Source organism: Pseudomonas sp. NFPP28 (assembly GCF_900115535.1).
Taxonomy (GTDB): domain Bacteria; phylum Pseudomonadota; class Gammaproteobacteria; order Pseudomonadales; family Pseudomonadaceae; genus Aquipseudomonas; species Aquipseudomonas extremorientalis.
Genome location: NZ_FOWT01000005.1, coordinates 184255 through 207046 on the forward strand (window position 1 = coordinate 184255; position 22792 = coordinate 207046).

Sequence of the window (22792 nt, forward strand, 5' to 3'; positions counted from 1 at the left end):
CCTTAACCTCGTGCAATCAGAACAAGTGCCACCACAATCAGCGCCAGGGCAATCCAGCGTTCGCCATTGACCCGCTTGCGCGCCGAGCCGAACCAGCCGAAATGGTCGATCAGCACACTCTTGCCGACCTGCCCGGACAAAATCGCGATCATGGTCATCGCAATACCGATGTGCGGCGTGGCCAGGGTCAGCACGACCACGTAGATCGGTCCCAGGAAACCGCCGATCAGTTGCCAGCGCGGCAGTTCGGAGAGCGCCGGGCCCTTTTGCGGGCCACTGAACAACAGCAGCAGATACAGGATCGCCGAGCCCACCCCGAAAATGCTCAGGGTCGCCCACAAGTGGCCGACCTGCACACCCAGCGGGCCGAGCAACCCGGCCTCTACCGACAGGCCCATGCCGGCCAGGATCACCAGCGGCAGCAACAGCAACCTCATGACGTTTTTTTTCGGCCTGGCTTGCGCCACACCCTCGATGGAACTTGCTTGCATACATCACCCGCGCTCAAGAAAGGAAACAAGGCGCGCATTATCCGGTGGCCGTGCTGTGCGATAAATGGGAGCATGTCGACAACACCTTTGCGCAAAACGCACAGCCTGGAGACATGATGCAAGGCTTGAATGAATTGAGTTTCAAGGCGCTGCGCCTGTTCGTGGCCGTTCTGGACCTGGGCAGCTTCTCCGAAGTGGCTCGCCGCGAAGGCCTGGCACCCTCCTCTATCTCCCGGCAGATACAGCTGATGGAACAGGCTCTTGGCCAACAGTTGCTGTACCGTCACACCCGCGCGGTCAGCCCCACCGAAGCCGGTCGGCTGCTGGGGCGGCATGCGCGGTTGATGCTGGAACAACTGGAAGCCGCTGGCCAGGCATTACAGGAACAGGAAAGCGAGCCCAGCGGCCTGGTGCGCATCAATGCACCCATGGTATTCGGCCAGCGTCACCTGTCACCGTGGCTGGGCGAATTGTGCCGACGCTATCCGAAGCTGCAACTGGACATCCAGCAGACCGACACCTACGTCGACCCACTGCAGGACGGTACCGACCTGCTGTTCCGCATCGGCGTGCTCAACGATTCCAGCATGCAGGCCCGCATCTTCGCGCCCCAACGCTTTCGCATCGCCGCCAGCCCCGCCTACCTGGCCCGGCATGGCACCCCGCAGCACCCCGACGAACTGAGCAACCATCAATGCCTGGCCTACAAAGGCATCACCGGCCAGCAGCGCTGGTTCTTTCGCAAGGGCCAGGGCGACTGGACGCCCTACAGCGTCAAGGGCCCGATCACCGGCAACCATGCCGACACCTTGACCCATGCCGCCGAGCAAGGGCTGGGGCTGGTGGTGTTTCCCTCCTGGTTGATCGGCGAAGGCTTGCGCGCAGGCACGTTGCAGGCGGTGCTGACCGACTATGAAGTGGCGACAACCCTGGAACCGCAGCAGATTGCGGCACTGTGGCCGGGCAGCCGGCGCTTGTCGCTGAAGGTGCGGACGGTGATTGATTATTTTGTGGAGTGTTTTGGGGGGGTGCCGTATTGGGATCGGTGAGCAAAGAGGCTCGGGAGAAACATCGCCACATCAGGAATTTTCTTACAGGAGGAAGTAGTTCCATTCTGTTTTTCCGGGCCAGTATTCTTCTGGCCAAGCCTTATACGGCAGACTTTTGCGATATCTTCCTTTAGAGAACTGCCATGAAAGTCACGTATCACAAACCATCGCGATCTGAGCGTGCCGCGTCCGCCAGTGGTCTGGCCGTCTTTGATAGCGCACCCAGTTTTGGCTATATTTGGCCAAAATATGGGGATAACCAGATGATCACGGTTCCTTTGGGCGAAGCGAAAAACAATCTGTCAAAACTGGTGGATGAGGCCGCTGCGGGCAAGGTCATCACCATAGCCAAACATGGACGTGCGATGGCACAGCTTGTGCCCATGGGGAAATCCAAGGGTCGCAGAATCGGTGCCATGAAAGGCAGGTTCATCATTCCCGAAGACTTCGACGCACCTTTGCCTGACGATCTGCTGGATGCCTTCGAAGGCAAGCCTGCATGAGAGTGCTGTTGGACACCCACATTCTGCTTTGGACCCTGACGGAAGACCCCAGGCTATCCGGCAAAGCCAGGAAGCTGATTGAGAATGCCGCAGAGGTCTACATCAGCGCTGCGACATTCTGGGAGATGGCAATCAAGGTCGGCCTGGGGAAACTCGCTGTCGATCTGGATGAAATCCGTGAGTACTGCCTGGAAAGCGGATTTGTCGAGCTGCCCGTCACCTCGGAACATGCCATCGCGGTCAAGGATCTCGAACACCATCACAAGGACCCTTTTGATCGGCTCATCGTAGCGACAGCCATGAGCGAACCCATGAGGCTATTGACGGCCGATCCAGGCATCGCCCAATACACGTCCTTGGCGATCCTGGTCTAACTCATCTCGACGACAGCACCACCTCAACCAAACACCCACTGCCCAATCAACCAGGCATTCGCCCCACTGATCAGCGCAAACAGAAACCACGCCAGCAACCGCGTTGGTAGCCGATTCACGAATGGCCCCATCAGCTGTTTATCGCCGGTCATGCGGATCAACGGATACAGCGCGAACGGCAACTGCAGACTGAGGACCACCTGGCTGAGGATCAGTAGCTTGCCGATGGCATCGTCGCCCATCAGCCATACCCCCACAAACGCCGGAATCAGCGCCAACCCACGGGTGATAAGACGACGTTGCCAGCAGGGGATGCGCAGGTTGAGGTAGCCCTCCATGATCACCTGCCCAGCGATGGTGCCGGTAAAGGTAGAGCTTTGCCCGGACGCCAACAGCGCAATACCGAACAAGATGCTGGCAAAGGCACCGCCCACCAGCGGGTCGAGCAAGTGGTAGGCGTCCTGGATTTCGACCACTTCAGTGTGGCCGGTCTTGTGGAAAGCGGCGGCGGCGAGAATCAGGATCGCGGCGTTGACCAGCAGCGCCAGGGCCAATGAACCGATGGTGTCGATACGCGCCAGCTTGACCGCATCCACTTTGCTGGCGAGGTCCTTGCCGATCAGGCGGGTTTGCACGATGGAGCTGTGCAGGTAGAGGTTATGGGGCATTACGGTGGCCCCGAGGATACCGATGGCCAGATACAGCGGCGCCGCGTCGCTGATGGCCGAGAGTGACGGGGCGAAACCACCGAACACGTCCGGCCAGTACGGCTTAATCAGCACCAGTTCGATAAAGAAACACACGCCGATGGTCGCCACCAGCGCCAGCATGATCGCTTCCAGGCGCCTGAAACCCCGGTTTTGCAGGGCCAGGACCAACAGCGTGTCAAAGGCGGTGATCACAATGCCGGTGGTCAGCGATACCCCCAGCAGCAAGTGGAATGCCAGGGCACAGCCCAACACTTCGGCAAGGTCGGTGGCGATGATGGAGATTTCCGCCAGCACCCATTGGGTACGAGCGGAACCCTTGCTGTAGCGCTCACGGCACAGCTGCGCCAGGTCTTTGCCGGTGGCGATGCCCAGCCGCGAGCACAGGCACTGCACCGCCATCCCGGCCAGGCTGGCCAGCAACACCACGAACAACAGGCTGTAGCCGTAGCGCGAACCGGCCTCGATGGCCGTGGCCCAATTGCCCGGGTCCATATAGCCGATGGAGACCAGCAAGCCAGGGCCGGCGAACATCAACATGCGCTTGAAGAACGAGGCCTTAGGGTCAACGGCAACGGAGCCGGCCACTTCCGGCGGGCAGAACGGGGCGGTAGCAATTTTCGGCAGGCTGAATTTCACGCGGTATCCCAGGCAAACATACAAGACAAGGATGCAGCTTATCAGTCGGACACGACCGTGCGCATCACCGTGTCCCGTGGCAGGTCGAATGCCTCCACCACCTGCACCACCAGGTCCATCTCCTGGTTCAGCGCTTCACGCTCCATGCGCTGGCGAATCACGCCGATCACCAGCACGGCCAACGTGGTGATCGAATACGCCGGGCCGGAAAATGCTCGCATGCCGCTCACCACCAGCATCGCCGCCGCCAACGCCTGGCCCACCACCGGGATTGCCGTGGCCGCGCCACGGCGCAGGATAAAACCGGTGAGCCCGGCCAACGCCGTGCCGCTCAACGCGGTGGCAGCCGAACGGCCTACGTCAAAACGGCTGAACAAGCCCTGCTCCTTTTGCGCGGCAGCCTTGAGTTCTGCGTCGAATACCTGGCGGTCCGCGTTGCTGAGTTTGTCCTTGTACCGTTCGATAAGCTTCTCGGCAACCCGGGCTTCGAGGTCGGCCAGCGCGACAGTATCGAGCGGCTCGTCGAACTTGATCCCCAGCCGCCGCACCACATCTTCGGCTATCTGGCGGTAACCCACGCCATGCCCACGGGCCAGATTCATGAAGGTATCGCCGCCCATGCGTTGCAGCTCAACAGCCAACTTGAGCGGCTCGCGCACCGTGGCGTCTATCGATGCACTGCGCTTTTGCGCCATCAATTCGGCGAGGAACTTCAACTCTTCCGGCCGGGCCTGCACCAGCGCCGGGAACAAATCGATGTCCTCCTCGGCAAAACGCACTTCAGCACTGCGCTGGTCAGAGCGGATCATGCCGCGCCGCTCGTGCAGCAGGTCGGTGTACTGCACCACCGTCTGCAACTGCGGCCAATAGGCGGCGTGATCGAAAGTCGCCAGGTGCACGTTGGTGACCTTGGCCTTGAGCGCCGGTGTCACCGGGATTGCATAACGGCCGATACAGCGTTCGGTGTCCGGCTTTATGGCCAAGGCCCAGTCCTTGCTGGAGTGGCAGTTGATCACTCGCCCCTTGAGCGGCGCCGACACCACGCCCCACGGGCTCGACGTGCAGATCGCCCCGCCCATCAACAACAGGTTGTCCAACGGCAGCTCACGGGCGGTTTCGGGGCTGGCGAGCAAGCTCTTGACCAGGATCCGCGCACCCAGGGAATGGCCGATCAGGTTGATACGCCGTACATCAAGGGATTCACCGTGCAGGTAGTTGGCCAGTTCCGGCAACAGGCTTTTGGCGACTTCGTCCACCCGCGCCTCGACGCTTTTGTAGTGATCGAGAAAATAGGCGATCGCCTTGCCCACCCCGACGGTCGCCGCGCCCAGGCTGCCGCCGCCCAGCACTGCGCCGATCACCTCCTTGAAGGGTGCAAACAGATTTTCCAGGAAATGCCCTGCCGGCCAGAACAGCATCAGGTTGGTCGAACCTTCGATACTCGCCAACTGCTCCTTGAAGCCACCCAGTTGTTGCCGATTGAAGAACGCCGAATAACCGTGAACATAGAGATTGAGCACGTCGCCCTGAGGCTCGCCGCACAGTACGAAGGTGGGCTTGCGGGTGCGGTGCATTTCATCCCACTGGTGCTGCATGGGGCAGTGACTCCTGGCGACAAGGGACGGCGATAGTAACAAAGGACGAGGCTCATCGCCGTACCGCTGGGGGGAAAAGGCGCCCGGTTGGCAGTAGGGATGTATCGCCGGCCAGTGAACCTCGCACCGGTCGGGCAAGTTGCGGTCATGCAAGGCGATTAATAACCAGATAACACAAAGCCCTGCACGTGCCGGGCTTTTGCAATGTTTCCAAATGCACGTCATATAGCTTTTCTGCCATCGGGACGTGTTCCTCATACCATCGGTGTCGCCCTGTCTTGTCTCCACCGATCAGCAACAACGCACATCGGCGGATCAAAGGCATACAACACGCGAAGCGCTCGGAACCTTGAAAAATACTGCGTGTTCCCCCTCCTGCGCCGCAAAAACACAATTATCCAAATGTAAAAAGCGCTCTAATACCCGCCTGTTGATTGGTTTTGAAGATCCTGGAGTTCCCAATGCCCCATGAAGGCAACCTGTTACAAGCAGCCGTGGTGTTCCTGCTCGCCGCCGTGCTGACCGTGCCCCTGGCCAAACGCCTGCAACTGGGCGCGGTGCTGGGCTATCTGTTCGCCGGTGTGATCATCGGCCCCTCGGTGCTCGGCCTGATCGGCAACCCGCAAAGCGTCGCGCAGTTCTCCGAGCTGGGTGTGGTGTTGCTGCTGTTCATCATCGGCCTGGAACTGTCACCCAAGCGTCTGTGGGTGATGCGCAAGGCGGTGTTCGGCGTCGGCCTGGCGCAGGTGCTGCTCACCGGCCTGGTAATGGGCGTGGTGGCGTTGTGGCTGTTTGGCCAGTCGTGGAACAGCGCTATCGTGCTGGGCCTGGGCCTGGCGCTGTCGTCTACTGCCTTCGGCCTGCAAAGCCTGGCCGAGCGCAAGGAGCTGAACCAGCCCCACGGTCGCCTGGCCTTTGCCATCCTGCTGTTCCAGGACATCGCCGCGATCCCGCTGATCGCCATGGTGCCGCTGCTGGCCGGCAGCGATCACCCGACCACCGAGGCCCAGGGCCTGCAACACGTACTGCAGATCCTCGGCAGCATCGCCGTGGTGATCATCGGCGGACGCTACCTGTTGCGACCGGTGTTTCGCATCGTGGCCAAGACCGGTCTGCGTGAAGTATCCACCGCCACCGCGCTGCTGGTGGTGATTGGTACGGCGTGGTTGATGGAATTGGTGGGCGTGTCCATGGCCCTCGGCGCCTTCCTCGCCGGCCTGCTGCTGGCGGACTCGGAGTACCGCCACGAACTGGAATCGCAGATCGAGCCATTCAAGGGCCTGCTGCTGGGGCTGTTCTTCATCAGCGTGGGCATGGGCGCCAACCTCAGCCTGTTGCTCAGCTCGCCGCTGGTGGTGATTGGCCTGACGCTGCTGTTGATAGGCCTGAAATTGCCGCTGCTGTATGCCGTGGGCCGCATGGTGGGTGACCTCAATCGCGAAAGCGCCCTGCGTCTGGGCGTGGTGCTGGCGGCCGGGGGTGAATTTGCCTTCGTGGTGTTCAAGATCGGCCGCGACCAGGGCCTGTTCGAACCGCACCTCTACGACGTACTGGTATTGACCATCACCCTGTCCATGGCGGTGACGCCGCTGTTGCTGCTGGTGTGCCCGAAGCTGTTCAAGCCCAAGGCCAAGCCGGTGGAAGTGCCCGAGGAATATCGCACCATCGAAAGCGATGCGCCACGCGTGGTGATCGCCGGCATGGGCCGTATGGGCCAGATCGTGGCGCGGATCCTGCGGGCACAGAACATCTCGTTCATCGCCCTGGACACCTCGGTGGAAACCATTGAGCTGACCCGCAGCTTCGGCGGCATGCCGGTATTCTACGGCGACCCGCAACGCCCCGAGATCCTGCACGCGGCCAAGGTCGACCAGGCGGAGTTCTTCGTGATCGCCATGGACGACCCTGAGATCAATATCAAGACCGCCGAGTTGGTGCGCAACCTCTACCCGCACATGCAGATCATCGCCCGTGCACGTAACCGCCAGCACGTGCACCGCCTGGTCGACCTGGACGCCTCGCCGGTTCGCGAGACCTTCTATTCCAGCCTGGAAATGAGCCGCCACACCCTGGTGGGCCTCGGCTTGAGCCAGGCCCAGGCCGATGCGCGCATCACCCGCTTCAAGAACCACGACCTGCAAGTGCTGGCCGCGCAACACGCGGTGTACGACGACGCGGCCAAGGTGATGCAGACCGCCCAGGAGGCACGGGCAGAACTGGCGCGGCTGTTTGAGATGGATCGACTTGAGGAAGAGTCCGACAAGCTGTGAGGCTGCCAATGAACGAGATTGCGATTTTTCTGACAGAATACGCCGCAATCTTGTTCATCCCCTGGAGCGCTTCATGGCCACTTTCACCAAGACCGCCGTCCTGCTGGCCCTCGCGCTGACCGCCGGCAGCGTGTTTGCCGCGTCCAAGCCGACCACGCAAACCATCTCCACCCTGGGCGGCAAGTTCACCTTCAACTTGCCCAAGGCCTACGCCGCCGACACCCTGCCGGCAGGCAAGGCCGAGGATGGCACTGCCGATACCCAAGGCACGATGTACGCCAACCAGACCACGAAAAGCGTGGTGATCGTCGCCGAAACCGTGCGCAACGATGGGCTGAGCATTGGGGATAACGACGCGAAATTCCTGGACGGCGCCGTAGCCGGCTTCGTCAAGGACCAGAGCGCCGCCCTGCCGGACTTCAAGAAACAGAGCGAAAAGAAGCTGAACTTCAAGGGCCTGGGCCTGCGCCAGGTGGACAGCACCGCCACCCAGGGCGGCGGCAAGACCCTGAATTCGACGTTCCTGGGCGGTTCGGGCAATCACCTGCTGGTGATCCAGGCGATTTCGCGGGCGGATGATGCGAAGGGGCATGCCGCGCTGGTGAGGCAGATTACCGGCGGGAAATAACAGTCTTCCAGACAACCCGATCCACATGTGGGGGGGGAGCAAGCCCCCTCCCACAATGTTTGACCGCTTTTAATTCAGGCTCTTTTCCAGCCAGGCTTTCAGGTCCTGCACTTCCGTTTCACTGATGGTATGCGGCATGCCCGGATACCCGTGGAACTCCGGCTTCAATCCCAACCCCGTCAACACCTCATTCGCCCGAGTGGCCGACGCATAAGGCAGCGCCTGGTCCAAAGTGCCGTGGCCAATGAAAATCGCCAGCTTGCCCAGTGACGCATCCGGCTTCAGCTCAGCCTTGAGCACCGGCAACACGCTGCCACTCAACGCCGCGATCCCACGCAGCAGTTCCGGCCGACGCAACCCCACCTCGTAAGACATGATCGCGCCCTGACTGAAGCCCACCAGGAACACCCGATCCGGCTGGGTGTGGTATTTGACGGTGGCTTTACCGACAAACTCTTCGATCAGCCTGGCGCTGCGTTGCAGGTCGGCGGTCTCGCCATCGTATTCGCCGTCACCGGGCGTCTTGGTAAACCAGCGATAGCCGTGGGGGTCCACCGGCATCGGCGCGCGGGCCGACAGGTAAGTCCAGGTGGACGGCAACGCGTCCTTGATGCCGAACAAATCCTCTTCGTCACTGCCGAAACCGTGCAGGAAAATCACCAGCGGCTGGTTGCGCGCATCGCCCTGGGTCTGTTCCAGGTACGACAACGGCAAGTCGGTATGCAGCGTATCGTCGGCATGAGCGACGCCGACCACCAGGGTCAGTGCCAGGGCAAACAGTTTGAGCATGGGACGTAACCTCAGGGTTTGCGCAGCAGATAAGTGTCCATGATCCAGCCATTTTCCAGGCGCGCCGCCTTGCGCACCCGTTCGATTTCTTCTGCCACTTCACTGACCCTGCCGCTGATAAGGATTTCATCCGGCGTGCCCAGGTAGGCGCCCCAGTAGATGTCCAGGCCTTGATCGGCCACGGTGCGGTAGGAGTCTTCCGCATCGAGCATCACCACCAGGGTGTCGGCATCACTCGCCTGCCCCGCCGCCAGACGGCGCCCGGTGGTGATCTCGACCGACTTGCCGATACGGTTCAGCGCCACTTTGTGCTGCGCGGCCAGGGCCTGCAAGCTGGTGATACCGGGGATCACCTCGAACTCAAAGGCGCAACGGCCACTGGCCAGAATCGCCTGCAAAATGCGGATGGTGCTGTCGTACAACGCCGGGTCGCCCCAGGCCAGGAAAGCACCTACTTCACCGTCAGCCATTTCTTCGTTGATCATGCGTTCGAAGGTCTGCTGCTTGTCGCGGTTCAGGTCCTGCACGGCGGTGGTGTAGTCGATATCGCCGCGCACGCGCTCGGGGCACTCGGCCTCCACGAAGCGATAGCCCGGCTCGGTGATGTAGGTCTCGCAGATCTCGCGACGCAGGTCGATCAACTTGTCTTTGCTCTGGCCCTTGTCCATCAGGAAAAACACGTCGGTGCGGTTGAGCGCCTTCACGGCCTGCATCGTGATGTAGTCAGGGTTGCCGGCGCCAATGCCGATGATCAGGATGCGTTTCATGGGTTGCTCTCAGTGCGGGGCGTGGATTTTGCCATGTTCAGGCGCTCAGGCGTGAGTTTCCAGGCGCAGGCGCCAGACGTTGTTGAAGCGTAGCTCGGTGGCGGACAACGGTTCGACGTCGATACGGTAGAACATCGACAGCGGGAACTGCATCACCTGCAACAACGCGGCGCGGATCACAAAGGGGTGGGTGATGGCGACGATATGGCCGGGTTGGGTTTCGAGGGTTTTCAGCCACTGCGCTACACGTGTACAGACTTCATCGACTGACTCTCCACCCTGGGGCGCGAAGGTGCTGTCGGTGAGCCAGGTATTCAACTCATCACTACTGAGCTGGTTGATGGCCTGGCCTTTCCACTGGCCGAAATCAGCATCGCGCAGGGCGTCTTCGATCACAGCGTCATTGCCGAACAAGCCAGCCGTCTGTCGAGTACGCAGCTCGGGAGCGCAGAGTAAACGCGGCGTTTTCCTGTAACGCCCGGCGAGGGAGCCGGCCGCGCCCTGCCAATCCATCGCCACCGGCTCGTCATCGCAGAAACGCCCCTGTTTCTGCAGGGACGTGAGGGCATGGCAAATGAGTGTCAGACGTGTGGCTTGCATCGCAGCGTGCTTGGACCCAGGGAATGAGGCCACCAAGACTGGCGCACTTATCCCAGTCGCGCAACGCCTTGTGCCAGATAGAGCACCTGGTAACCCGTCCCTGGGTGCTGCGCGTCCAGCGCCTTGGCCGACAAGGTGACCCGCACCAGGCGCCACGCTTGCACATCCAGCGCCAGGAACACCGCAAAGGTCTCTGCGCTGTCGGCCACCTGTCGATTGCGCCGTTTTCCCTCGGCCAAGGCCACCGCCCTGTCCGCGCCCGCCTCCAGCGGCCATTCCTCGCGGTACAAACTCACTGCGCCCTGCGCCGGGCCACGTTGTACATCCAGCGGCAACCAGCTCTCGATATGCGGGCGACCAAAGCTGTCGAGCACCTTCTGGAAGCGCTCGCCCAATAAAAAGTCAGCGGCCTGCAACGGGTCGGCCCACAGGTACACCGACGAATACACTTTGCCCCCCTGCTCGCGGGCGATAAACGCCTTGAACAGCAACCCCTCGGCGTCATCCCACAACGGCCCCAATTGCGCCGCGCGCCGGTGAATCACGCCCATGTCGTAGTCAGCTGGCAAGCGGTGTGAATACTGTTTGGCAAACATGCGAGAACTCCTGTGCAAGATGAGCGTTCAGCTTGCGCAGCGGCGATGATTTCAACAAGATATCAGCCGATATATGTGCGATAAGGATCGAATATGACTGACGCCCTCAGACCACTGGATATCGATACCGTCCAGGCCTTCGTGCTGGTGGCCGATTTCGCCAGTTTCACCCGCGCCGCCGAAGCCGTCGACACTTCCCAGGCGGCCATCAGCCTCAAGCTCAAACGCCTGGAAGAGCGCCTCGGCTACCGCCTGCTCGAGCGCACGCCTCGCCATGTACGGCTGTCGCCCCAAGGCGAACAGTTCATCATCGCCGCCCGCGCCCTGCTCGATGCCCATGAACGCGCCTTGGGCGACATGGCGACTCACACACCCCGGCGCCTGGTCATCGGCATCAGCGACCACGTGGCCGGCCCCGACCTGCCGGCCTGGCTCAGCCGCCTGGCCGCCTACGACCCGCTGGTGATCCTCGAAGTGCGCATCGCCTCCTCCCGCGACCTGGTTGCCGCTTTTGATCGCAATGAGTTGGACGCCGTGATCGTGCGCAACGAGGGCGACCGCCGGGACGGTGAAGTGCTGGCAGTGGAACGCTTCGGCTGGTTCGCCGCCCCCACCTGGCAACACACCCCAGGCACGCCCCTGCGCATGGCGACCATGGCCGCACCCTGCGGTGTTCGTCACCTGGCGACCCGCGCACTGGACACGGCGCGCATCGACTGGACCGAAGTCTTCGTGGGCGGCGGCGTCATGGCCGTCGGTGCTGCCGTCAGCGCCGGATTGGGCGTCGCCGCCCTCGCCCGCCGCGTGGCGCCGTCTGGCGCGGTAGATGTGAGCGAGCAATACGGCCTGCCACCCTTGCCGGTGAGTGAAGTGGTGCTTTACAGCCGCATCACCGATGTGCGCTCACGGGAGACACTGCGTGCCCTGAGTGCGACCTTTCGCGGCGTGCTGCAACACTGAAATAACTGTCTTTTGTGGCGAGCGGGCTTGCCCCGCTCACCACAGGGGAATTCGGTGATCTAAGAGAAATCTGTCAGTCAAACCACTCCCGCCGACCTTCAAAGGTGCCAACGATCAGTTCCACAATCATCCGCACCGCCTCCTCATCCCGCACCTGCGCATTCACCGCCAACCACACCTGGCGCTGCATGCTCTCGGCCAATAACCCCGGCAACGCCACCAGCCCCCGGTCAAAGCTGCTCATGTACTGCGGCAGCAACCCAATGCACGCGCCACAACGGATCATCTCCAGCATCAGCGAATACGCATGCACCTGCACCACTGCCGCCAGGCGCTGCTGCACCACTTGGTTCCACGCCTGCAAAGCCCCCACCTGCGCATCCGGCTGCCATTGCACCAGCATGTAATCGTCGAGGTCCTCCACACTGTCCGGCCGCGTGGTCAACCGCGAATAACGCTTGGCGATATGCGGCAGATACTGCAAGCGCGCCAAGGCTCGGGGTGGCTCAGTGGCAAAGCTCGGACCCGGCACCGGCCCGTCGGCGTCTGACAGCCACAGCACCACGTCCACATCCACCGCCTGCAACGACAACTGACTGTCGATGGAGATGATCTCCAGGCGCACGCTGGCATTGCGGCGCAGCAACGCGATCAGATCGCGCCCAAGGATGTCATGCAGGATCGGCTCGGCCACGGCCAGCCGAATCAGCGGCTGCTCCGTCACAGGCAGGCGTCGTTCATGGGCCAGGGCAATCAGCTGCGCCTGCAGCTGCTGGCCATCGCGACTGAGCACCAAACCATTGCCCTGGTAGCTGAACAGCGAATGCCGCAGGTGTTCCTCCAACTGCGCCAGACGCTTGCGCAACAGCGTGGCCTTGATATTCAAACTGCGCGCCGCCTGCATGAAACAGCCGCAGCGTGCACTTACCAGGAAATAGCGCGCCACTTCCGGGTCGATCTCATGGACCAGGGCCAGCCAACTGCTGCGGCCTTCGGCTGGCGCACGATAAGCGGACGGCCCCTGAGGGGCAGACGGTTCTAGAAATGCCATGGGAGACTCCCTGTCTTGTCAGTCTGTGCATCCAATGCGGGTTGACGCGTACTACTCCAGCACTTTGTTCAACTCGGCGCCGTCGATACTCAGGGTGGCGGTATTGAGCATGCCTTCGAGGTAAGCCTTGGCGATCTGTTCCTGGCGTTGTGCACGCAGGGCCTGGGTCAGGCGTTCACGCAGTTCGTCGAGGGTCGCGGTGCGCGCCGGTTGCTGGCCGGTGAGCTTGAGCACATGGAACCCCGCCGCGCTCTGCACCACGTCCGACACGGCACCGACCTTGAGGCGCGACACCGCACTGCGCACTTCCGGCACCAGTTGCTGCAACGGCTGCATGCCCGAGTCGCCGCCGCGCGTGGCGGAGTCGGCGTCCTGGGAATATTGGGTGGCCAGGGCGGCGAAATCACCCGGTGCGGCCTGGGCGCGGCGGCTCAGCTCCTGGGCCTGGCGGCGCACGTTATCGACGGTTTGCGGGTCATTGGTCGCCAGGAAAATCTGGCTCACGCGATACAACGGCGGCGTTACCCACTGGGCCTTGCCGCTGTCGTAGGCCTGCTGCAACTCCGCCGCGCTGGGGTAATCGGCCGGCACCTGGCTGACCGAGAGCATGTAGTCGCGAAACACGATCTGCTCAGTGGCCGCACGGGTCTGCTGCTCCACGTCGGGGCGCTGGCGCCAGCCCTGGGCATCGGCTTGTTCAAGCACAGCCTTTTGCGCCAGGCGTGAGCGAATCCAGGTTTCCAGCGCGCCACGGTTGCCGCGCAATTGCTCACGGGACTCGGCAGGCAGGCTGGCCAGCACGGTTTTCAGCTCCGTCAGGTCGATCTGCTGATTGCCCAGGCGGGCCACCGCCGGCCCAGCCGATACAGGGCTGATCACCGGTGCCGGTTGCTGCGCCGCCACCGGGTCGCTGCCCGGTCGCAGGCTCAAGCCCACCGCCACCACCAGTAAAGCCAGCGCACCCGCGCCGACCATCAGGGTTGGTTTCTTCACAATACCGGTGCCTCGGTTTCAGCCTGCAACTGCGCGGCCTGCTGGCTGTACTCACGCAGGTAGACGATAAATTCCTGCAACAGGCGGTCCCACAACTCCAGCTGGCTACGCAGGTGCGTAGCGCCCACGCCCGCTACCACCACGTCCATTTCCATCAACAGGAATTCGCCCTGCACGGACAAACGCGCAAAGCGCCGCGAAGCGTTCCACACCTGGGCCAGGCCTTCGGGCAGCTCGCCCTGGATCCGCAGCGCGCAGCTGTAAGTGAAATCCACATAGCCGCCCTGCTCCGCCGCCGGGTTACCGAAGCGCACCGCAAAGCCGATGCCCTGGCTGGCGCTGAGCAATTGCACGATGCCATTTTGCTCAGTCTGGTTGACCCGGTAGCCGGCTTCCTGCAGCAACTCGGTGAGGCTCTGGGGGGTGACGCTGGTGATCAATTCGCTCATGGAGATCTCTTCCCTGTCTATCAATGATTGGCGGTTGCCTGGGGTGCGTCGAAACGGCTCTTGTACAAATCGTCGCCAAAGCCCTGGGCCAGTTCCTCGAACTTGACCCGGGCGCTGCTGGCGAACGGCTGGCGGATACTCATCACCTCGGCCACGTCGATTTTTTCGTAGGCCGCGAGTAACTGCTGGGCCACGCCGTACATCTGCTGATTCTTGACTGAACATTGCTGCACTTGTGTGTCACGTTCGCTCAGTTGTGCCTGCAAGCGTGCACGCTCAGCCTCTTTGCCCTTGGCCAGCACCAGCAGTTCGTCATAGGCTTTCTTGAACTTGCCGATCTGCTCATTGCTGGCCGCCATCTGGGCCTGCGCCTGGCTGTGCAGGCTCTGTTGCTGGCCGGCCAATTGCTCGGCCACGCCGCGAGCCTTGTCCAACTCGGCCGTCAGTTGCTTGATTTGCGCCTGGGCTTGCCTGGCCTGGTTTTCAGCGGCAAGGCGCGCGGCGCTGGCCTGGGCCTGTTCGCTTTGCAAGGCCTGCAATTGCTGGGTGGTGCTGCGCAGTTGCGTGCGCAGGCGTTCCTCCATGCCTTCAGCCGTAGCGCCGGTAGCGACCAGCAGCAGTAACAACCCGCAGATTCGCGTGTTCATGTGGCATCTCCCTGCGCATCAAAAGCGCGTGTTGAGTTCCAGTTGCATCACATCTACCTCGAACGGCGCGCCATACACTTCGGACGCACTCAACCAACGCGCACTGGCGTAGATGTTCTTTTCGATGCCGTAGTTGGCGCCAATGAAGTAGCCCTTGGCGTTGGTGCCGCCCAGGTGGAACGACGAATCGTTGAAGCCGTCGGGCAAGGCGTCAGGCTGGATGTACTTGTAGCCGGCCAGTACGTTCCAGTCGCCACGCTTGCGCATTTCCAGCGCGCTGCCGAGGGTGAACGAAACCATCAACGCATTGCCGCCACTTTCAAACTGACCGTTGCTGTTGATGTTGTTGACGATCTGGCCTTCGCTGCGCTTGAGCATTTCGCCCTTGTCGTAGGCCAGGTTGTGGATGTAATTGCCCTGGGTGCGCAGTTTGAAGTCGCTCGGCAGCTCGGCATCCCAGGCCAGGTTGAGGTCGAGCACGTCGAACTTGGACGCCAGGCCCACGAACTGCGGCTGCGGGGTCAGGCCGGGCGTCGCCGGGTTGGGGGTGATGTCGCGTAGCAGGAACACGCTGTTGCCCTTTTGCATGAAGGCCAGGCGTGAACCGTCGCTGTCACAGGCCGGCTGGCCGGACCAGGGCTGGCAAGCGCCGGAGCGCTTCCCTTCGATATCGTCGAAGTGGTAGTACGCCAACGCGCCCTTGAGGCTGTTTTCGCGGTTGATCTTCCAGTTGGCGCCGATCTGCCCGCCAAACAGCCATTTGGTATCGCTGTCTTCCTTGTCGAAACCGTTGCTGCTGGCCGAGTCGGAGGTGTACTCCACCGGGAACGCGCCCAGGGTGCCGAACAGGCCCCACTCACTGTTCAGCGCGTGGTTGAAGTTGGCGGCGATACCGTCGAAGTTCAGGTCGCCCGAATACATCATGTCGGTGGAATAGAACGGGTTGGCGAAACGCCCGGCGGTAAGGGTCACGTCCGGGCTGGCCTTCCAGCTCAGGTAACCCTGGTCGAGCCAGATGTCCTTCTTGCCAAAGCCACCGCCCAGGGTTTGGGTGGTGGACACCGGGTTGTTGTCGGAGCCGGTGCCCACCCGAATGCCAGCGGTCCAGTCCGGCGACAGTACCGCTTTCATGCCCAGGCGAGCGCGCAGGCGGAACAGGTTTTCGCGGTCCTTGGTGGTGTTGAGCAGCGGTGGCAGCTTGGTGTTGGTGTCTTTGTTGGTGTCGTACGGGCCACTTTCATTGAGCTTGGCGTAGTCGACGATCTCGTTGCTGTTGTTGCCCGAGAAGTAGCGCGACTCATCCCGCAGGCGGATATCCCCGTCAAAGCTGATGCGCGAGACCCAGTCCGGGAAAGTATTGGGCTGCGCCCAGTTTTCCTGCTTGGCAGTGGCCATGACCTCGGCCTTGACCTGGTCACGAATCTGATCCTTCACCGCCTGCGGCACGTATTGCACCCGCACATCGCCGGGGGCTGCGGTCGGGCCTGCGGCCACCACCGGCGCGGCATTCGCCTGACGCGCCTGCCGGGCTTCTTTTTCGGCCTGGGCGATCAGCCCGTTGGCGGTGTCCTGGCTCAGCACGCCCTGCTGCACCAGCAGGCGGATCAGGTTGATGGTGACGTTTTCCGAGGGCGCAACCGGGGCCGCAGCCGCCTGGCCGACCAGGGTCGCGATGACCATGCCGGCCGCCAGGGTCAGTCGATTCACGGGGGAAATCATGTGTACGCAACTCCTGTAAAAACCGTTGAAAAAAGGATTCAATCAATCCGGGCGCCGGCCCTTGAGGGACAGGCGCATGGGCAGCGTCAGCGACGCCGGTGGTTTCTGTGTGGCACGCGGCGCCTGGATCAAGGCGAGCATCTGCGCATCGGTCTCGGCATCCCCGCTGGACTTGGCCACCAGCGCCTTGGTGACCTGGCCATCGGCGCCCAGCCACAGGTCTATCTGTATCGAGAAGGCCTTCTTGCGCAGCTCAGGATCCTCGCGCATCAGCCGTTGATAAGTGCCGGCCAGGTACTGCTTGTAGGTGCCGGTCCCCAGCCCGCCGCCACCGCTGCCGGCCATACCGCCGCCCTTGCCGGCACCGATGTTGAAACCGTCATTGCCGGACTGGGCGTCGCCATCGATCTGCATCGGGTTGGCCAAATCCTCGTTAGGCGAAGGCGGCGCTTCCTCGACCGGCTTGACCTCTTCGGGCTCGGGGCTCGGCACCGGTTCCGGGACTTTTTCTTCGACCTGGGGCTCGGGCTCCTTGGGTTTTTCCGGCGGTGGCGGTGGTGGCGGCGGCAACGGGATAATCGTCGGCACCTTCGGCGCTTCACGGCGCACGCCGCTCATGTCGTTGGCCCACTGCCACAAGAACCAGGCGGCGACGGCGCCCAGCAACAGGCCGGCGCCCCACTTCAACGGGCGCAACGGCGGCGTGTTTTTCACAGGCGGTGGCGCGATCGGGATCTGTGCAGTCATGACTCAGCCCTGGCTCGGTTTGCCGGTGACCAGCCCGACCTGGGACAGCTCCAGCCGGCGCAGCAGGTCGAGCACTTCGATGACTTTCTGGTACTGCACCATCGCATCGCCGCGCACGATCACCGGGAAGTCCGGGTTCAGCGCTTTCTCGATGCGCAGGCGCTCTTCCAACTCGCCGAGAGTCACCGGATAGGCGTCGAGGAACACCTGGCCGCCGTCGTTCACGGAGATGGCCTTGGTCTTGGCCTGCGACAACGACACCGAGGCGCTGGCCTTGGGCAGGTGAATCTGAATACCGGACACCTGGGCGGTAGCGGTGAGGATAAACATCACCAGCACCACCATGAGCACGTCCACCAGCGGCGTGATGTTGATGCTGTCGACGGCCGCGTCATCGTCATCGTCGTGGGAGGCATTTACGGAAGCCATGGCGATTCTCCTCAGGCCGGAACCGATGCGTGATGTTCGCGGCGGTGCGCGGCTTCACTGTGCTGGCTCTCGCCGTGCATCTCCGCCAGGCGAGTGATGAACTCGTCGACGAACACGCGCATGTCCGCACTGACTTCCTTGTTGCGCGTGATCAGGCGGTTGTAGCCAAACAGCGCGGGGATCGCCACGAACAGGCCCATGGCCGTCGCCAGCAACGCCGCCGCCATGCCGGGGGCGATCGCGTTGATGTTCACGTCACCGGCCATCGCCGTGCCGAGGAACACCACCATGATCCCCAGCACCGTGCCGAGCAGGCCGATGTACGGGCCGCCGGCGATGGCGTTGGACAGGGTCGAGAGTCTGGAACTGAGCGCCTGGTTCTCGCGGGTGCGCACGCCGTCCATGGAGCAACGGATGGCTTCGATGGTGGCCGCCGACACCGACGAAGTGTCCGCGCCCTGGGCACGGCGGGTGCGGATCTCCTTGACCGCCACCAGGTACAGGCGCCACAGCGAAGAATGGGTCAGGCGCTCACCCAACAGGGCGTCGTCGGCATACATCTCCAGGCGGGTGCCGATCTGCGCGAAGTGCTCGCGGAAGACCTCGTTGGCACTGCTTACACGGCTGACCTGGCGGTTCTTGCGCAGCATGATGACCCACGACTGGAACATCATCGCCACCAGCACCAGGATGATCACCCAGGCATCCACCGGTACGGCGTTGAGCAAAAAGCCCAGGCTGCCGAAACCGAAGCCGGATTGTTCTTCATCCACCCCGTAGGCCACCAGCTTCGACTCGGCGCCCTGGGCGCTGGCATCGGCCAACAACAGCGCAGCCGGGCGTGCCACCTTGGACAGGCGCAACTCATCGATGGCACCGGCGAATGGCAGGTGGGTGCTGCCGGCTTCCGGAAGGTCGGCGCCGATGGCTATCTGAGAATTGAACGCCGGCAAGGCCTGCGCCAGGGTCGCGGTTTCGCGGCCATTCACATACAGCGTGACCTTATCGCCCTCGGCGGTGAACGCCAGGTGCTGCCATTGACCAGGGTTCAGCGGTTGAGTGGAGACGGCGCGCTGGCCGTCGACGTCCACGAACGGCATGCCCTGGTTCAGGCCCAGCAACAGACTATGGCCGCCGTCGCGACGGGCCAGCACCGCTTGCTCGCCGCTGGCCTGGTCCAGGCGCAACCAGGCGCTGAACGTGAACGCGCCGCCCGCAGCGTGCTGTAACGAGGGGCTGGCCGGCAACATCAACGCTTGGCCGCTCAACTGCAAGGCGCGGCCGATCACGCCGTCGATGCTCGCGCCGGTGGCGTTCAACGCGGTGTTGGCGTAGGCCGTAGTGTCCCGGGCCGGGGTGCCATTGGCCCCGTCAAAGTGGTAGAGCGCGGTGTAGTTCGGGTCGAAGGTCAGTTGCCCATTGGCCGTGGCCGGGGCCTTCTGGTTGCCGTAGTACATCCACAGGTCCTGGCGCTGGCCGCCTTCGACCTTGGGCACATCGACCCAGATCAGCGCCATGCCCATCAGTGGGTCGAAGCTTTCGATCTGGTGGTTGAACACGGTCTTGTCGTCGGCACTCACAAAACGCAGGTCAGAACCGTCGTCCTTGACTCCGTCAAACGTGAAGTTGCCGGTGTGCAGGCGCACCAGCAGTGCAGTGCGACCCAGGGCCTGGCTGATCGCGGCGCCTTGGGCGGTGGTGTCTACCGAAATCTGTTTGCGGTAGTGCCAGTCGTCCTGCCACCAGGCATGGGCGGTGGCCGGGAGCGCGAAGCCCAGGCAGATCAACAGGCTCAGGAATAGGCGTTGCATGGGTGAAGTCTCCGGAAGAAAAAGTCAGAAAGTCGCCTGCACACTGAAGTGCAGTCGCGAGTCCTGTTTCTGGGTGTTCGGTCCATCGAGCAGCGGGTAGCCCCAATCCAGGCTGCCGGACAACCATTTGCTCAAACTGGCGCGGGTGCCCAGGCCGACACTGGCCAGGCTGTATTCGTCTTCTTGCTCGGGCAGCGGGTCGTGCAGGCGCATGCGCGCGCCTTCGGCGAACGCATAAAAGCGCCACTCCTGCACATAACTGCCGAGGAACCTGGCCAGGGACGGCGTGCGCAGCTCCTGGGAGAGCAAGTAACCCTCATCCCCGGTGCGCTCCGCCGCCAGGTAACCGCGCACCGAAGTGGCGCCGCCGGCGGAATATTGCTCGTTGGAAACCAGCGGCCCCGACGCGAGCTGGAAGCCGCCCTTGGTTGCCGACTGCCAATCGCTGGCAAAGGTGTAGGTGTAATTCAGGTCGCCCTTGAGCACGGCGAAACTGGCGCTGGCCTTGTAGCGCTTGTAGTCGAACTCTTCGGCATCGCTGCCGTAGCCAAAGAACGCGCGGGTGCCCACCACCAGGTTCAGGCCCAGGCCCAACTGGGATTGTTCGGTGTAGCGAAAGCCGTTGTAACCCAAGGTGAACGGTGCGTACTTGAGCGGCACCTGGTCGCTGCTGGAGCCGAATTTCATCTGCTCGTCGAAGTCCTTGAAGTCCACGCCGAACGAGAACGAATGGGCCCAATTACCCGCCGCCGGCAGGTTGTAGATGGCCGACACACCGTAGGAATGGCCCTTGCCCAACACGTTGCTGCCGCCGATGGTGGCGATGTTGCTGTCGGACTGGTAACCCGAGAACTGCAAGGTCCAGCGCTCATTCAACGGCGCGCTGTAGGAGCCGGACCAGACCTTGGCGTTGTCGGTGTCCTGGGGCGCGGTGAAGTAGGTCAGGGAAATGCTGTGGCCCAGCTGCCAGAGGTTGTCGTAACCCAGCGTGGCGACCGAACGCAGCTTCTCGGTGTCGGCGCTGTAGTCGTTGTTCAGGCCGAGGGTGGCGTGCCAGGGGTTCTGGTCTTCCACCTGCAGGTCCACATCCATCGTGCCCGGGCGCTGGCCTTCGCGCACCAGCGGCGTGACCTGGCGCCCGGCACTGCGATTGAGGCCGGCCAACTGGGTTTGCACCGTGGCAAAGTCCGGCACCGCGCCCTCCTCCAGGGCCGGCACCTGCTCGCGGATTTCCACCGGTGAATAGTGCTTGGCGCCGACCACCCGTACGCGGCCAACCTTGGTTTCGCTTACTTGCAGGTAGACGATGCCGTCATCGACCTTCTGCTCCGGCAGCTCGACAAACACCGACTGGTAGCCACGCGCCTGGTAGATCTTCTGCAATGCATCGCGGGCACCCTCGATATCGTCCAGGGTCTTTTGCGGCCCCAGGAACGGGTACACCGCCTCCTCGATCGTCGTCGCATCGAGCACGGTATTGCCGCGCACGAAGTACTCATTGACGTCGACCCTGCGCGCCGCCGCCTCTTCCTCGGCCAACACCGGTTGCGCCAGGCTCCCCAGCGTCACGCAACACAGCGCCAGCGTTAATTTGAACAGATGCTCCACACCGCCCCCTGACTGTCTGATTGTTTGCACCGTCGCCGAATGCCCGGCGTACGGCCTGCTCAATTGCTGGTGATCGCGGTGTTGCCGTGGCGTGCCAGCCAGGTGTGCAACAGGGCGAAGTTCAACGAGAACTCCGGCATGTGCAGCAAGGCGCCACAAAACACGTCACCGATGATTTTCTGGATGAGTTGCACCGCACGCGGGTTGTTCAGCAGCGTGGCGATGTCGCGAGTCAGGACGTGAACGCTCCAGACCTTCTGGTTGAGGTCCAGGCCGACGAACCAGCGGAACAGCAGGTTGTAGTTCAGTTGTTCATGCAGTTGCTGCTCGCTGGGCACCGAATACAGCAGCTGCAGCAGCAGGATCTGCAGCACGGTCTGCGCCGGGATCGACATCGCAGGTTCGGCGGTGAGCCAGTCACGGTGCTGGTCGAGCACTTCGTCGATCTGCGGGCGCAGCAACACCAGGGAATGGCCTGCCGGGATGTAGCTTGAGACTTCCTTGCGGGCGCCCTGCCAGTCATCCTGGGAGACGATCCAGACCCAGGGTGCGCCGTAGCGATAGACCGACACCGGCTTCTTGCGCGCCGCCTCGACGATCTTCGACAGGCGCTGGTCGAGCTCCTGCATGCCCACTTTCGAGTAACGTTCCATAGTTCCCATCGCCCCACTCCTGGCATCCTGCTTGCGGCTGAAAAGCTCACCTTTCTGGTGGGCTCAAGCGCGTTACACAGAGGAGACGGGAGTGGCCATGGGCTACCGAACTTTTGTCATGAAAGCTTCATTTGGGATTGGGTGGGGGGCATTTTTTTCGGGGCATATCCATTGCTGCGGCAACGGCTACTTAGGGTTCCGCCCTTCGGCGGCTCACTTTTGAAAAGCCGGAATGCCGGCCCAGTCAAAAGTAAGCAAAACGCTCTTGCCCCAACACTCGGCACCTCGCTTAGGCTCGGTGTGCCCGTAATCCGACAGGGATTTGGGGGCCGCCTAACATCAAAATCAAAAGCAGATCAAAAGCCAGAGCCAGAGCAAACCACCCTTCAACTGATACATGAAGATCAACCTGTGGGAGGGGGCTTGCCCCCGATGGCGGTGTGTCAGCCAACTCATCAGTGACTGACCCACTGCCATCGGGGGCAAGCCCCCTCCCACACTTTGACCGAGTACCGGCCATACAATCCGGTCGGCTCCAAGGCCGCCGCGCTCTTGCTTTTGATGTGGGATCGCCCCGTCAAACACGCTGGCCGAACCTAGGCGAGGTGCCGAGTGTTGGGGCGAAGGCCTTTTGCTTACTTTGGGCTGGGCCGGCATTCGGCCTTTCCAAAAGTGAGCCGCTGTAAGAGCGGAACCATAAGTAGCCGTTACCGAAGA

The 22792-nt window shown here is 62.3% G+C and carries 23 protein-coding genes and 1 pseudogene; 6 read left to right on the forward strand and 18 right to left on the reverse strand.

Going from position 1 to position 22792, the window contains the following annotated elements; all coding sequences use genetic code 11:
• Positions 1–2 precede the first annotated feature (2 nt).
• Positions 3–491: a DMT family transporter gene (locus tag BM110_RS14670; RefSeq protein WP_093513687.1), complete on the reverse strand. Its 489-nt coding sequence runs from the start codon at positions 489–491 to the stop codon at positions 3–5.
• Positions 492–607: 116 nt separating this feature from the next.
• Between BM110_RS14670 and BM110_RS14675 the strand changes: the two genes are divergently transcribed.
• The 3 genes from BM110_RS14675 to BM110_RS14685 all read left to right on the forward strand — a co-directional run bounded on the left by BM110_RS14675 (position 608) and on the right by BM110_RS14685 (position 2417).
• Entirely contained in the window at positions 608–1540 is a 933-nt protein-coding gene (locus BM110_RS14675; protein WP_092246176.1) for a LysR family transcriptional regulator, read from the forward strand.
• 143 nt (positions 1541–1683) lie between these two features.
• Complete coding sequence (locus tag BM110_RS14680; protein ID WP_256575413.1) at positions 1684–2043, forward strand: type II toxin-antitoxin system Phd/YefM family antitoxin; 360 nt, start codon at positions 1684–1686, stop codon at positions 2041–2043.
• Positions 2040–2417: a type II toxin-antitoxin system VapC family toxin gene (locus tag BM110_RS14685; protein ID WP_092245829.1), complete on the forward strand. Its 378-nt coding sequence runs from the start codon at positions 2040–2042 to the stop codon at positions 2415–2417. Before BM110_RS14680 ends, BM110_RS14685 begins: the two co-directional genes overlap by 4 nt.
• 23 nt (positions 2418–2440) lie before the next feature.
• Here BM110_RS14685 and BM110_RS14690 read toward each other — a convergent pair whose 3' ends face one another.
• The 3 genes and pseudogenes from BM110_RS14690 to BM110_RS29850 all read right to left on the reverse strand — a co-directional run.
• Positions 2441–3763, reverse strand: coding sequence for an Nramp family divalent metal transporter (locus BM110_RS14690; RefSeq protein WP_092245833.1), 1323 nt, complete (start codon positions 3761–3763; stop codon positions 2441–2443).
• A gap of 41 nt (positions 3764–3804) precedes the next feature.
• Positions 3805–5358, reverse strand: coding sequence for a DUF726 domain-containing protein (locus BM110_RS14695; protein ID WP_093513688.1), 1554 nt, complete (start codon positions 5356–5358; stop codon positions 3805–3807).
• A 145-nt stretch (positions 5359–5503) separates the two neighbouring features.
• Positions 5504–5702: pseudogene (locus BM110_RS29850) on the reverse strand (type II toxin-antitoxin system RelE/ParE family toxin); the annotation flags it as partial.
• A 117-nt stretch (positions 5703–5819) separates the two neighbouring features.
• On the opposite strand from BM110_RS29850, the gene BM110_RS14705 reads away from it, so the two are divergent.
• Both BM110_RS14705 and BM110_RS14710 read left to right on the forward strand, forming a co-directional pair.
• Positions 5820–7628 (forward strand): monovalent cation:proton antiporter-2 (CPA2) family protein, encoded by a 1809-nt coding sequence (locus tag BM110_RS14705; protein ID WP_093513689.1) that lies wholly within the window; start codon positions 5820–5822, stop codon positions 7626–7628.
• A gap of 73 nt (positions 7629–7701) precedes the next feature.
• Positions 7702–8256, forward strand: coding sequence for a DcrB/PsbP domain-containing protein (locus tag BM110_RS14710; RefSeq protein ID WP_093513690.1), 555 nt, complete (start codon positions 7702–7704; stop codon positions 8254–8256).
• 69 nt (positions 8257–8325) lie between these two features.
• Here the strand turns inward: BM110_RS14710 and BM110_RS14715 are convergent, their stop codons facing one another.
• From BM110_RS14715 to BM110_RS14730, 4 genes are read right to left on the reverse strand one after another with little or no spacing between them, the layout of a single operon-like run.
• Entirely contained in the window at positions 8326–9045 is a 720-nt protein-coding gene (locus BM110_RS14715; RefSeq protein WP_092245842.1) for an alpha/beta hydrolase, read from the reverse strand.
• 11 nt (positions 9046–9056) lie between these two features.
• On the reverse strand, positions 9057–9812 hold the full coding sequence (gene cobF, locus BM110_RS14720; protein ID WP_093513691.1) for a precorrin-6A synthase (deacetylating): 756 nt from the start codon (positions 9810–9812) through the stop codon (positions 9057–9059).
• Between the two features lie 45 nt (positions 9813–9857).
• Entirely contained in the window at positions 9858–10412 is a 555-nt protein-coding gene (locus BM110_RS14725; protein WP_093513692.1) for a histidine phosphatase family protein, read from the reverse strand.
• Positions 10413–10459: 47 nt separating this feature from the next.
• Entirely contained in the window at positions 10460–11008 is a 549-nt protein-coding gene (locus BM110_RS14730) for a DUF4865 family protein (RefSeq protein ID WP_093126670.1), read from the reverse strand.
• Positions 11009–11101: 93 nt separating this feature from the next.
• On the opposite strand from BM110_RS14730, the gene BM110_RS14735 reads away from it, so the two are divergent.
• Positions 11102–11968 carry a LysR family transcriptional regulator gene (locus BM110_RS14735; protein WP_093513693.1) on the forward strand — a complete coding sequence of 289 codons (867 nt, stop codon included), beginning with the start codon at positions 11102–11104 and terminating at the stop codon, positions 11966–11968.
• 73 nt (positions 11969–12041) lie between these two features.
• Here the strand turns inward: BM110_RS14735 and BM110_RS14740 are convergent, their stop codons facing one another.
• From BM110_RS14740 to BM110_RS14785, 10 genes are read right to left on the reverse strand one after another with little or no spacing between them, the layout of a single operon-like run.
• The gene (locus BM110_RS14740; RefSeq protein ID WP_093513694.1) at positions 12042–13019 is read right to left on the reverse strand and encodes a LysR family transcriptional regulator; all 978 of its coding nucleotides are present in this window, start codon (positions 13017–13019) and stop codon (positions 12042–12044) included.
• 51 nt (positions 13020–13070) lie between these two features.
• Complete coding sequence (locus BM110_RS14745) at positions 13071–14012, reverse strand: peptidylprolyl isomerase (protein WP_092245853.1); 942 nt, start codon at positions 14010–14012, stop codon at positions 13071–13073.
• Entirely contained in the window at positions 14009–14461 is a 453-nt protein-coding gene (locus BM110_RS14750; protein WP_170856083.1) for a YbjN domain-containing protein, read from the reverse strand. Before BM110_RS14750 ends, BM110_RS14745 begins: the two co-directional genes overlap by 4 nt.
• A gap of 20 nt (positions 14462–14481) precedes the next feature.
• Positions 14482–15108: a DNA repair protein gene (locus BM110_RS14755; RefSeq protein WP_092245856.1), complete on the reverse strand. Its 627-nt coding sequence runs from the start codon at positions 15106–15108 to the stop codon at positions 14482–14484.
• Positions 15109–15126: 18 nt separating this feature from the next.
• Positions 15127–16827 (reverse strand): putative porin, encoded by a 1701-nt coding sequence (locus BM110_RS14760; protein ID WP_093513695.1) that lies wholly within the window; start codon positions 16825–16827, stop codon positions 15127–15129.
• Between the two features lie 42 nt (positions 16828–16869).
• Complete coding sequence (locus tag BM110_RS14765; RefSeq protein WP_093513696.1) at positions 16870–17574, reverse strand: energy transducer TonB family protein; 705 nt, start codon at positions 17572–17574, stop codon at positions 16870–16872.
• A 3-nt stretch (positions 17575–17577) separates the two neighbouring features.
• Positions 17578–18003 (reverse strand): ExbD/TolR family protein, encoded by a 426-nt coding sequence (locus tag BM110_RS14770; protein ID WP_010564254.1) that lies wholly within the window; start codon positions 18001–18003, stop codon positions 17578–17580.
• 11 nt (positions 18004–18014) lie between these two features.
• Positions 18015–19814: a DUF2341 domain-containing protein gene (locus BM110_RS14775; RefSeq protein ID WP_093513697.1), complete on the reverse strand. Its 1800-nt coding sequence runs from the start codon at positions 19812–19814 to the stop codon at positions 18015–18017.
• A 24-nt stretch (positions 19815–19838) separates the two neighbouring features.
• On the reverse strand, positions 19839–21422 hold the full coding sequence (locus BM110_RS14780) for a ShlB/FhaC/HecB family hemolysin secretion/activation protein (protein WP_093513698.1): 1584 nt from the start codon (positions 21420–21422) through the stop codon (positions 19839–19841).
• A 59-nt stretch (positions 21423–21481) separates the two neighbouring features.
• A complete protein-coding gene (locus BM110_RS14785; RefSeq protein WP_071495338.1) occupies positions 21482–22075 on the reverse strand; it encodes a transposase in 594 nt (197 codons plus the stop codon).
• Positions 22076–22792 lie beyond the last annotated feature (717 nt).

Excerpts from the sequence above, each read along its gene's own strand:
- cobF (WP_093513691.1), bottom strand. The coding sequence starts at position 9,812 with ATGAAACGCATCCTGATCATCGGCATTGGCGCCGGCAACCCTGACTAC.
- BM110_RS14735 (WP_093513693.1), top strand. The coding sequence starts at position 11,102 with ATGACTGACGCCCTCAGACCACTGGATATCGATACCGTCCAGGCCTTC.
- BM110_RS14715 (WP_092245842.1), bottom strand. The coding sequence starts at position 9,045 with ATGCTCAAACTGTTTGCCCTGGCACTGACCCTGGTGGTCGGCGTCGCT.
- BM110_RS14770 (WP_010564254.1), bottom strand. The coding sequence starts at position 18,003 with ATGGCTTCCGTAAATGCCTCCCACGACGATGACGATGACGCGGCCGTC.
- BM110_RS14685 (WP_092245829.1), top strand. The coding sequence starts at position 2,040 with ATGAGAGTGCTGTTGGACACCCACATTCTGCTTTGGACCCTGACGGAA.
- BM110_RS14725 (WP_093513692.1), bottom strand. The coding sequence starts at position 10,412 with ATGCAAGCCACACGTCTGACACTCATTTGCCATGCCCTCACGTCCCTG.
- BM110_RS14730 (WP_093126670.1), bottom strand. The coding sequence starts at position 11,008 with ATGTTTGCCAAACAGTATTCACACCGCTTGCCAGCTGACTACGACATG.
- BM110_RS14760 (WP_093513695.1), bottom strand. The coding sequence starts at position 16,827 with ATGATTTCCCCCGTGAATCGACTGACCCTGGCGGCCGGCATGGTCATC.
- BM110_RS14755 (WP_092245856.1), bottom strand. The coding sequence starts at position 15,108 with ATGAACACGCGAATCTGCGGGTTGTTACTGCTGCTGGTCGCTACCGGC.
- BM110_RS14710 (WP_093513690.1), top strand. The coding sequence starts at position 7,702 with ATGGCCACTTTCACCAAGACCGCCGTCCTGCTGGCCCTCGCGCTGACC.
- BM110_RS14785 (WP_071495338.1), bottom strand. The coding sequence starts at position 22,075 with ATGGAACGTTACTCGAAAGTGGGCATGCAGGAGCTCGACCAGCGCCTG.
- BM110_RS14695 (WP_093513688.1), bottom strand. The coding sequence starts at position 5,358 with ATGCAGCACCAGTGGGATGAAATGCACCGCACCCGCAAGCCCACCTTC.
- BM110_RS14775 (WP_093513697.1), bottom strand. The coding sequence starts at position 19,814 with ATGCAACGCCTATTCCTGAGCCTGTTGATCTGCCTGGGCTTCGCGCTC.
- BM110_RS14680 (WP_256575413.1), top strand. The coding sequence starts at position 1,684 with ATGAAAGTCACGTATCACAAACCATCGCGATCTGAGCGTGCCGCGTCC.
- BM110_RS14705 (WP_093513689.1), top strand. The coding sequence starts at position 5,820 with ATGCCCCATGAAGGCAACCTGTTACAAGCAGCCGTGGTGTTCCTGCTC.
- BM110_RS14675 (WP_092246176.1), top strand. The coding sequence starts at position 608 with ATGCAAGGCTTGAATGAATTGAGTTTCAAGGCGCTGCGCCTGTTCGTG.
- BM110_RS14750 (WP_170856083.1), bottom strand. The coding sequence starts at position 14,461 with ATGAGCGAATTGATCACCAGCGTCACCCCCCAGAGCCTCACCGAGTTG.
- BM110_RS14740 (WP_093513694.1), bottom strand. The coding sequence starts at position 13,019 with ATGGCATTTCTAGAACCGTCTGCCCCTCAGGGGCCGTCCGCTTATCGT.
- BM110_RS14765 (WP_093513696.1), bottom strand. The coding sequence starts at position 17,574 with ATGACTGCACAGATCCCGATCGCGCCACCGCCTGTGAAAAACACGCCG.
- BM110_RS14670 (WP_093513687.1), bottom strand. The coding sequence starts at position 491 with ATGCAAGCAAGTTCCATCGAGGGTGTGGCGCAAGCCAGGCCGAAAAAA.